This window comes from Bacillus sp. FSL L8-0099 (assembly GCF_038006385.1).
GTDB lineage: Bacteria > Bacillota > Bacilli > Bacillales > Bacillaceae_G > Bacillus_A > Bacillus_A toyonensis.
This window is the reverse complement of the sequence record NZ_JBBOVC010000001.1, coordinates 272,501-282,500: the sequence shown is the minus strand read 5'-3', so window position 1 is coordinate 282,500 and position 10,000 is coordinate 272,501. Positions and strand designations below refer to the sequence as shown.

Genomic DNA, 10,000 nt, shown 5'->3' with positions numbered 1-10,000 from the left:
TTCTTCCCTAACAACAGAGTTTTACGACCCGAAAGCCTTCATCACTCACGCGGCGTTGCTCCGTCAGACTTTCGTCCATTGCGGAAGATTCCCTACTGCTGCCTCCCGTAGGAGTCTGGGCCGTGTCTCAGTCCCAGTGTGGCCGATCACCCTCTCAGGTCGGCTACGCATCGTTGCCTTGGTGAGCCGTTACCTCACCAACTAGCTAATGCGACGCGGGTCCATCCATAAGTGACAGCCGAAGCCGCCTTTCAATTTCGAACCATGCAGTTCAAAATGTTATCCGGTATTAGCCCCGGTTTCCCGGAGTTATCCCAGTCTTATGGGCAGGTTACCCACGTGTTACTCACCCGTCCGCCGCTAACTTCTTGAGAGCAAGCTCTCAATCCATTCGCTCGACTTGCATGTATTAGGCACGCCGCCAGCGTTCATCCTGAGCCAGGATCAAACTCTCCAATAAAGTTAGTTTGTCTAGCATCTAAAAATAAAAATTGACGTTTCACGTTGTTTGTTTCGTTCAGTTTTCAAAGAACTACTTGGTCGCTCATTTGCGACTCCCTTATGTTAACATCTTCATGTTTCAATGTCAACTAAGTTTTTTGTTTCGTTTGTCGTTTTCTGCGTTATTGCATCGGCGACTTGTTCTATATTACACTTCTAACCCTTAATCGTCAATACCTTTTATGTTTTTTATTTTATAAATTATAAACCTCTTAATTTCTAATCCATCCCTAGAGATTCTAAAACTCCTTTAGTCAAATTAATAATCGGCAATTTATAACCTTTAGCTTAATACTAATACTTTTCTAAAGAATGAATGTCAGGCTAAGTAAATATATATTAAGGGTAGTAGTGCACCCGAGCTAAGATTACCATTTTCCCCTCTCGCTTATCTCTAGGGGGATTATAAATAAAATACTTCCTTATCTTCTTTTCCTTTACTAAGTCGATAGAAAAGTAAAGAAATCTAATAAACTTAGGAGGCGTTATGAAATGCATGTTAATAAGAAAATCATTTATGTATCCCATGATGCCCATTTCCACGGAGCACAGCTGCTTTCTTTACATACTATTAAAGCTCTTAAAGAAAACTTCGATTACTCCGTCGCAATTATTTCTATTGGATCAGGCATTTTAATCCCCGATTTTCAAAAATATGGTCCTGTTTATTGCTTAGAGGAAGACTACCCCACGGAAGAAACGGTCGAATTATTAATAAAGACTTTATTATCACAAGACTATACCATTGCCATATGCAGTACGGTCATAAGTGGTGATATGGTTGCATTACTAGCTAGGCACAATATAAAAGTTATTTCGTTAATACATGAATTACCGCATTTAATACAACAGTACTCTGCCGAAGGAAAAGCTAGAAACATCGCTGAATCTGCTTACAAAATTGTCTTCCCTTCACAATACGTATATGAAAAATTCCTTACAATCACGCAATTAGATCATCAAAAATGTCACATTCTCCCTCAAGGTTTATTTAACCACAATCCTTATAAGAATAATATTACAGTGGCTAGAAATGAATTACGCAAAAAACTCAACCTGCCTCTAGATAGTAAAATTATTTTAGGTGTAGGTTTCGCCGATTATCGAAAAGGAATAGATTTATTCTCATTTATTGCTTACTCAGTAAGAAAGGTTCATACTAATATTCATTTTATTTGGGTAGGGAGAACAGATGTTCACCTTATGGATACTCTATCACCAAGATATAAAGCACATTTCACATTAGTTGATCCTACTCCAGATATCGGTTTATATAATGCCGGGGCTGATTTATATTTATTAACCTCAAGGGAAGACCCTTTTCCAAATGTTGTTTTAGAAGCATTAGATACAAAGGTTCCTGTTATAGGTTTTAAAAACGCTGGAGGTTTTGAGGATGTTGTTACAGAAAAAACCGGTGCCTTAGTAGACTTTTTAAACTTACCAAAAATGGTCGAAAGAATATATGAACTTATTGGAGATGAAGAGTTACGCTTACAAAAGGGGAGCTTTGGCCAAGAGCTCATTGAAAAAAACTTTAATTTTCTTAATTACATTTATCAATTATTAGCGCTTCTCGAACATAATTACAAAAAAATAAGTGTAATTGTACCAAACTATAATTATGAACACTACTTACCTGACCGAGTCAGATCAATATTAAACCAAACCTACCCCCTTTACGAACTAATTTTCCTAGACGACGCCTCTACTGACAATAGCGTATCAACATTTGAAAAGCTGCTCTCAAAAGAAAATAAGCCTCATCTGAAAGTTCAACAAATTATTAACGAAAAAAACTCTGGTTCTGTATTTAAACAATGGATAAAAGGAGTCTCCGCAGCAACCGGTGATTATATTTGGATCGCAGAATCAGATGACTTATGTGAGAAGACATTTTTACAAGAGGTGATACATGGATTTCATATAAATAACAAGGTTACCTTAAGCTACACACAATCAAAACAAATAGACGAACAAGGAAATGTAATAGCTGATCATTATTTAAATTACACAAATGATATCGATAAAGAAAAATGGAAAACCCCCTATTTTCGAAAAGGCATAGATGAAATACAAGATACGTTACTTATTAAAAACACTATACCTAATGTCTCAAGTGTAGTGTTTAAAAACATAGATATAAAAAACACAGAAAAACAACTAGCAAAATTTAAAATTGCTGGTGATTGGTTTTTCTATGTTTCCATCCTGCAAGAGGGACATATTCACTTTAATCCAAAGTCCCTAAACTATCATAGACGACATACAAATAGTGTAACGAAAACAGAAGATTCATATTCTCATTATAATGAAGTTGTACAAATGCAGAATTTCATTAAAAAGAACTTTACTATCGACGATATTTCTAAAATGAAGATGTATACATATAGAAAATACCTAAAAACATACTTGAACATTTAACCTTGAACTTTATTTACTATCCGCATTTTTATAAGACGCTACTATTATTTAGGGGGAATACTCTTTGAAAGCATTTATAGAGGAAAATAAAAACTTAATTTCTCAAATCGCAAACAACTACAATGTAAACGCAAATATCCATCCTGAGGATCACATTTTTCAGTTCCTTGTCACTAATCCAGTCTTTCCTTCTAAAAAAGAAGCGATAGATTATTATTTTAAAGATGGACAAAAATCAGCACAAATACTCTTAGACTTAATTACTTCCTTTTATCCTCCTGCAGACAATCCAATTAAATTATTAGAATTTGCATCTGGATATGGCTGCGTAACACGCCATTTATTAAATCTACAAGCAAACTTGAGTATAACTGCTTGTGATATACATGAAGAAGCTATTACTTTTATTGAAAACACATTAAATCATTCTTCTATATTATCTCATCCTGAACCTGAACATTTAAAATTGGAAACTTCTACGTACGATATTGTTTTTTGTTTATCCTTTTTTTCTCATATGCCTGATACAACTTGGTTTCGTTGGCTTCAAACATTGTATAGTGCTGTTTCACCTGGTGGTTTATTCATTTTCACCACCCATGGGTATCAAAGTAAAAAATACTTTGGATTTCCAAATTTAAATGAACAAGGCTATTGGTTCCTTCCTTCTAGTGAACAATTCGATTTAGATGTTAACCAATATGGCCAAACGATAGTTAGCCCCTCTTACGTGTGTGACAAAATTAAGTTATTACCCTATAACCCTATCATTAAAAAATACACTGAAGGGTTTTGGTGGGATCATCAAGATCTTTGGGTAATAAAAAAAGAAGTAAAATAATAAACCATGCTCTGCTTATATAAGTAGAGCATGGTTTATTATTTTTTACTATATAAGAACTCTTCAATCCATAACTTATTTAATCTAATTCCACTTTTGAAATCTATTTTAGGTTCCCAATTAAATTCTTGTCTCACCTTATCTATATTTAAAATGATTTTTTGAACATTTTCTTGTTTTGGTTTATAACAGATAAAGTCTACTTTTCTTTCTGTTATTTTCTCCAATTCCACTATAATTCGTTTTAAAGAAAGACCTTTGCCACTTCCTATATTATATACACAAGATTTCAATCGATTTAATTGTGATAGTTGTATAGTAATTTCAACTAAATCATCGATATAAATATAATCTCTAATAATCTCTTGTGGATTCCCGTATATATTAATCCTTTCATTACTAAGATGTTGGTACAAAAAACAATTTATTGCCCCAACTTTCTTTAAAGGATTTTGATATTTCCCATATGGATTAGAGTATCTACATACAACATAGTCGATGCCGTAGTTTCGCTTATAAAAATACAAATAATTCTCAAGCGAAACTTTTGTGATTCCATATGGAGAAAGTGGTTTCAACGGATGCTTCTCATCAATAGGCAAATATTCAGGTTCCCCATAAACTGTACCCCCTGAAGATGCTAATACAATTTTTTTAATACGAAAATCTTTAACACTTTCCATGAAATTAAGAAAAAAAAGGCTACTGTTAATATCCCCAAAAATATCTTCGATGGAAGTTGCTACATTAGACGTCGCAGCTAAATAAATAATAATATCCACATTCACTAAAGCTTTATATATATCTTCAACATTTTCTAAATCACCTTTAATAAATTCAACTTCATTTATAATATTTCGAGGGAAATTATTTATATGCCTGGAAAATACTTTTACATTTTGTCCCTGTTCTAATAAACCTAACGTGAGGTTAATACCAATGAAACTATTTCCACCTACTATTAAATAATTATTCTTCCTCATAATATCCTCTCTCTAGTAAGCAAATTTTTTACTCTTCACACCTAGAAATGCAAATACATGAACTCGATCATTGTTATTATTCATACTCTTGTAATTGTATGCCCCTTATACATTTTCATTATCTTTATTTTATATTTTCATTTTAGAATCACTATCTTATCTAAAATGTCCGAAAAAACACTTATAATATTTACTCACCCCCATGAATATAGTTTATTAATAAAAAATCAACCTTCTCTTCCTATATTTCCACTCGTGTATTCCATTTAAAGATGCTTCTACATACACAAAACTCTCGAAAAAGGAGTACAGAACTCATGAAAAATATAAATCAAAAACTTTTAAACCATGTAATTCTACATAAAGATCGAATTCCACACTTCCATAAAGACTTTCCCCTTATACTATTTTGGAGTCATAGAAGCGGATGCACCGCATTAGCTAATTGGTTCTTTTTTCAAATTGGATTATATACTGAAGCAAAGAAATACAATGACTTTATTCATTACTATGAGTTCTGGGTATACAAAAACAAAGAAAATTACATACCTGAGTTACAAAATGTTCTTCTAAAAGGGAAAAAAGATGTTTGTAAACTCGTACGAAATCCCTATACAAGGGCCGTTAGCTCATTTCTATTACTTGCTGACAATCCATATGCTAGCCCACAATGGGAAAGTATCCGAAAATGTTTTTATAATGACAAATATAGTAATGAAGGAATATCATTTAAACAATTTTTATATTACGTTCAAGCACTTGGTCCCAACTCCCTAGTAATGGATATACATTTTAGTCAGCAATATGTTCAGGGGGAAGAAGCCTTCATCCAACGCTACATACCTTTAGAAGATTTTAATAAGCAAATCCCCAAAATAGAAGACGAATACGGTTTAATTAAGTCCGACCTAGCCATACTTACGAATTCAGATCATCATCGCACTCATAAGATGATGTATGAAGGCAGCTATGCAGAACTTAGCATTACAGATGAAGCCTTCCCCCGATTTCCAACATATAAAAGCTTTTACGATAAAGAAACTATGGATTTAGTTACAGAAATATATGCACAGGACTTTGAAATGTATCCATACAAGAAAGGGATATTTTAAGTCTATACATTCTTCAATGAATAAAAGCGAATGTCTCGCATAGCATAAATTGACACTGTAATTCGCGCGAGATTATCCCTCAGCTGGTTATCCCCTTCTATCAATCGTACTTGTATGAGTTTCCTAATTTTCAGCCACTCTCTTTGATTCCTTTGATTGTTGAAGTGTGTCATACTATCCATCAATACATTGCATTTAAAACAGGAGTGATGTCATGTGGAAGACAATTTGAAACACAATACTGGGTACTGCGTTATTTGCGAGAAGGAAACTACATTTATAGAACATAATGATTGGCTTAGAGATCATTACTTATGTTCTACATGCCAATCTATACCAAGGCAGCGAGCTTTAATCCATGTTTTAAATACATTTTTTCCAAAATGGAATTCCTATAATATCCACGAATCCTCTCCTGGAGGAATTACAACTCAGCTACTAATAAAAAACTGTAAAAACTATACATATTCTCAATACTTTAAAAACTATCCTCTCGGCCAATACTTTCAAGGAATTAGATGTGAAAATTTAGAAGACATGACCTTCCCCAGTGAATCTTTTGATTTATTCATTACTCAAGATGTTTTTGAACATGTCATGACGCCAAACAAGGCATTTAAAGAAATAGAACGAGTATTAAAACCTGGTGGTGCTCATGTATTTACTGTCCCTTGGTATCATACACTCACAAAGACTGTGCAAAGAGCAAGAGTGAATAAAGAAGTAATTGAGCATATTGAAGAGCCCATTTATCATGGAAACCCTATCGATGAGAATGGGTCTTTAGTAACATTTGATTGGGGGCTAGATATGATTGAATATATTTACACACAGGCAAATATGTATACTACTGTTTATTTACAAAAGGATAGATCATTAGGGTTAGATGCTGAATTTTTGCATGTTTTTATTAGTACAAAAAAATCGTAAATAAATTTTATCATTATGTAATTTGGAGGTTTAACAAATGAATAATTTTAAGTTAGGAAGTGATTTTGATAACCTTGTTAGTCCATTATCTGACGTTGAACTTCTAAATCTATTTATACAAAGTTGCTCAGAAACAACAATAAACGGTGTACCCGTACCTATGTTCCCCCCTGAAGAAATCCAAAAACAATTTGTAGGTGCTTCCTATGAACACGCCCTATATGAAGCATATTTGTTTTATAGTCATATAAAAACATACGCTCAAAATTTAGGGGTTCCCTTGAATAAAGAAAGTAAAGTTTTAGACTTTGGTTGCGGTTGGGGACGAATTATACGCTTCTTGTTCAAAGATGTTCGGGATGAAAATCTGCTTGGGATTGATGTAGACCCCTTCATGATTACTCTTTGCAATGAAACATTAGGAAGAGGGATATATAAAACCGCAAGCCCACAACCTCCTGTAGAATTTATTCGTGACAATTCATTAGACATCATATTCGCTTATTCTGTATTCTCACATTTATCCGAAGAAACTGCAGAAAATTGGATAAAAGAATTTTCAAGAATTCTGCGTCCAGGTGGAATCTTCATCGCAACAACACAGGCACGATATTTTCTCGATTTTTGTCAACAATTCAAGGAACACCCTGAATTAATTCAAACAGGATGGCATAAAACTTTATCTCAGGCTTTTCCAGATATACATCGCGCTATCTCGGATTATGAACATGGGAATTTTGTACACAGTCCTACTGGTGCAGGAGATGTTAGAGATAGCAGCTTTTATGGAGAAACTGTTATACCTATGACCTATATTAAAAAGCATTATGAGAAGTATCTAAAACTGCGGGATTTTTTTGATGATGTAAACCGGTTACCACAGGCCCTATTTGTTCTCCAGAAAGATTAACTTCTTTCGTTCATAGTAATCCGCTTAATTTCATGATGAATGATACTTTTTATTTCAGACATATATATGAGAGCACCCAAGACTCTCGTTTTAAACTTGCTCCACAAAATCAAAAGTAACTTCCCACCACTTGAACTTCGAAGAACATAAGGGGGATATAACTTGAAAATAATCGCTTTTTACTTACCACAATTCCATCAAATAAAAGAAAATGATCGCTGGTGGGGTAAAGGTTTTACTGAATGGACGAATACTAAAAATGCACAACCTTTATTTTCAGGACATTATCAACCTAGGGAACCTTATCAAGATTTTTATTATGACTTAACTACCCCATCAGTAAGAAAATGGCAAGCAGAAATCGCGAAAGCATACGGTATATATGGTTTTTGTTATTATCACTACTGGTTTAAAGGTAAGAGGCTATTAGAAACACCTTTTAATGAGGTACTTAAGATAGGGGAACCAGATTTTCCATTTTGCCTTTCTTGGGCAAATGAGCCATGGACAAAATCTTGGGATGGTCTTGATAAACATATATTAATGCCTCAAGATTATGGAGATGTATCAGATTGGAAAGAGCACTTTGAATATTTATTACAAGCGTTCCAAGATAAAAGATATATTCGTATAGATGATAAACCTCTATTCATTATTTATCGCCCGGGACATATTCCTGATTGTGAAAAAATGCTTAATTATTGGAATGCATTAGCACGAGAAAACGGTTTAAAAGGTATATACTTTACAGAAACATTAAACAGTTTTCCACTCCCTGATATAAATGGGTTCGATGCTAGCATTCAGTTTGAACCATTTTATACAATTGCCCATGATAGCTCTTCAGACATAAATAAAACAATATATGAGTCTGGTATGCAATTAAATGCTTGGGACTACGATAAAGTATGGATGTATATATTAAAACGATCTCCTCCAAAGAAAAAAACATTCCCTGGAGCTTTCGTTGATTGGGATAACACTGCACGACGCAAAAATTCAAATAGCAGTATTTTTATAGGTTCTACTCCTGAAAAGTTCGCAATCTATTTAAGTAAGCAAATTCATCGTACTTACTCTCTTTATAACAGTGAGTTTTTATTTATCAATGCGTGGAACGAATGGGCAGAAGGAACCTACTTAGAACCAGATCAAAAATATGGATTTTCCTATTTAGAAGCGGTTAAAAAGGCAATCGATAGAGGTATGAAAGCATACAAAAAAGACGAGTCATCCTGACTCGTCTTAAGCTTGCTTGGCGACGTCCTACTCTCACAGGGACAAGGTCCCAACTACCATCGGCGCTAGAGAGCTTAACTTCCGTGTTCGGTATGGGAACGGGTGTGACCTCTCTGCCATCATCACCAAACTATGAAGGCATATTCCTTCAAAACTAGATAACATTTGCTTCATATTATATGGTTAAGTCCTCGATCTATTAGTATTCGTCAGCTCCACATGTCACCATGCTTCCACCTCGAACCTATCAACCTGATCATCTTTCAGGGATCTTACTAGCTTACGCTATGGGAAATCTCATCTTGAGGGGGGCTTCATGCTTAGATGCTTTCAGCACTTATCCCTTCCGCACATAGCTACCCAGCTATGCCCTTGGCAGAACAACTGGTACACCAGCGGTGCGTCCATCCCGGTCCTCTCGTACTAAGGACAGCTCCTCTCAAATTTCCTACGCCCACGACGGATAGGGACCGAACTGTCTCACGACGTTCTGAACCCAGCTCGCGTACCGCTTTAATGGGCGAACAGCCCAACCCTTGGGACCGACTACAGCCCCAGGATGCGATGAGCCGACATCGAGGTGCCAAACCTCCCCGTCGATGTGGACTCTTGGGGGAGATAAGCCTGTTATCCCCGGGGTAGCTTTTATCCGTTGAGCGATGGCCCTTCCATGCGGAACCACCGGATCACTAAGCCCGACTTTCGTCCCTGCTCGACTTGTAGGTCTCGCAGTCAAGCTCCCTTATGCCTTTGCACTCTACGAATGATTTCCAACCATTCTGAGGGAACCTTTGGGCGCCTCCGTTACACTTTAGGAGGCGACCGCCCCAGTCAAACTGCCCACCTGACACTGTCTCCCGGGTCGATAAGACCCGTAGGTTAGAATTTCAATACAGTCAGGGCGGTATCCCACCAGCGCCTCCACCGAAGCTAGCGCTCCGGTTTCAATGGCTCCCGCCTATCCTGTACAAACTGTACCAAAATTCAATATCAGGCTACAGTAAAGCTCCACGGGGTCTTTCCGTCCTGTCGCGGGTAACCTGCATCTTCACAGGTACTA

7 protein-coding genes and 3 rRNA genes (2 of these 10 cut by a window edge) are annotated in these 10,000 nt (G+C 35.8%); 6 read left to right on the top strand and 4 right to left on the bottom strand.

All coding sequences use genetic code 11. From position 1 onward, the window contains the following. Positions 1-460 (bottom strand): 16S ribosomal RNA (locus MHH42_RS01595) (it extends 1,092 nt beyond the left edge of the window). A gap of 533 nt (positions 461-993) precedes the next feature. Between MHH42_RS01595 and MHH42_RS01590 the strand changes: the two genes are divergently transcribed. After that, positions 994-2,925, top strand: a complete 1,932-nt coding sequence (locus MHH42_RS01590; protein WP_340892744.1) for a glycosyltransferase — start codon at positions 994-996, stop codon at positions 2,923-2,925. A gap of 64 nt (positions 2,926-2,989) precedes the next feature. After that, complete coding sequence (locus tag MHH42_RS01585; RefSeq protein WP_016107408.1) at positions 2,990-3,766, top strand: class I SAM-dependent methyltransferase; 777 nt, start codon at positions 2,990-2,992, stop codon at positions 3,764-3,766. A 38-nt stretch (positions 3,767-3,804) separates the two neighbouring features. Here MHH42_RS01585 and MHH42_RS01580 read toward each other — a convergent pair whose 3' ends face one another. After that, the gene (locus tag MHH42_RS01580) at positions 3,805-4,749 is read right to left on the bottom strand and encodes an NAD-dependent epimerase/dehydratase family protein (RefSeq protein WP_001230836.1); all 945 of its coding nucleotides are present in this window, start codon (positions 4,747-4,749) and stop codon (positions 3,805-3,807) included. 317 nt (positions 4,750-5,066) lie between these two features. Here MHH42_RS01580 and MHH42_RS01575 point away from each other — a divergent pair, with 317 nt between their 5' ends. From MHH42_RS01575 to MHH42_RS01560, 4 genes are all read left to right on the top strand, one after another. Beyond that, positions 5,067-5,861, top strand: coding sequence for a sulfotransferase family 2 domain-containing protein (locus tag MHH42_RS01575; protein WP_000790068.1), 795 nt, complete (start codon positions 5,067-5,069; stop codon positions 5,859-5,861). Between the two features lie 216 nt (positions 5,862-6,077). After that, positions 6,078-6,791, top strand: a complete 714-nt coding sequence (locus tag MHH42_RS01570; RefSeq protein WP_000389968.1) for a class I SAM-dependent methyltransferase — start codon at positions 6,078-6,080, stop codon at positions 6,789-6,791. 37 nt (positions 6,792-6,828) lie between these two features. After that, positions 6,829-7,701, top strand: a complete 873-nt coding sequence (locus tag MHH42_RS01565; RefSeq protein ID WP_001058697.1) for a class I SAM-dependent methyltransferase — start codon at positions 6,829-6,831, stop codon at positions 7,699-7,701. Positions 7,702-7,863: 162 nt separating this feature from the next. Then, positions 7,864-8,940, top strand: a complete 1,077-nt coding sequence (locus tag MHH42_RS01560) for a glycosyltransferase WbsX family protein (RefSeq protein ID WP_097855319.1) — start codon at positions 7,864-7,866, stop codon at positions 8,938-8,940. Between the two features lie 14 nt (positions 8,941-8,954). Here MHH42_RS01560 and rrf read toward each other — a convergent pair. Together rrf and MHH42_RS01550 are read right to left on the bottom strand one after the other, a co-directional pair. Continuing rightward, positions 8,955-9,070, bottom strand: a 5S ribosomal RNA gene (rrf, locus tag MHH42_RS01555). A 49-nt stretch (positions 9,071-9,119) separates the two neighbouring features. Then, positions 9,120-10,000: ribosomal RNA gene (locus MHH42_RS01550) — 23S ribosomal RNA — on the bottom strand; it runs 2,041 nt beyond the window's last position.

Bases quoted from the DNA above. Each gene is read 5' to 3' on its own strand.
- MHH42_RS01565 (WP_001058697.1), top strand. From the start codon at position 6,829: ATGAATAATTTTAAGTTAGGAAGTGATTTTGATAACCTTGTTAGTCCA.
- MHH42_RS01590 (WP_340892744.1), top strand. From the start codon at position 994: ATGCATGTTAATAAGAAAATCATTTATGTATCCCATGATGCCCATTTC.
- MHH42_RS01575 (WP_000790068.1), top strand. From the start codon at position 5,067: ATGAAAAATATAAATCAAAAACTTTTAAACCATGTAATTCTACATAAA.
- MHH42_RS01580 (WP_001230836.1), bottom strand. From the start codon at position 4,749: ATGAGGAAGAATAATTATTTAATAGTAGGTGGAAATAGTTTCATTGGT.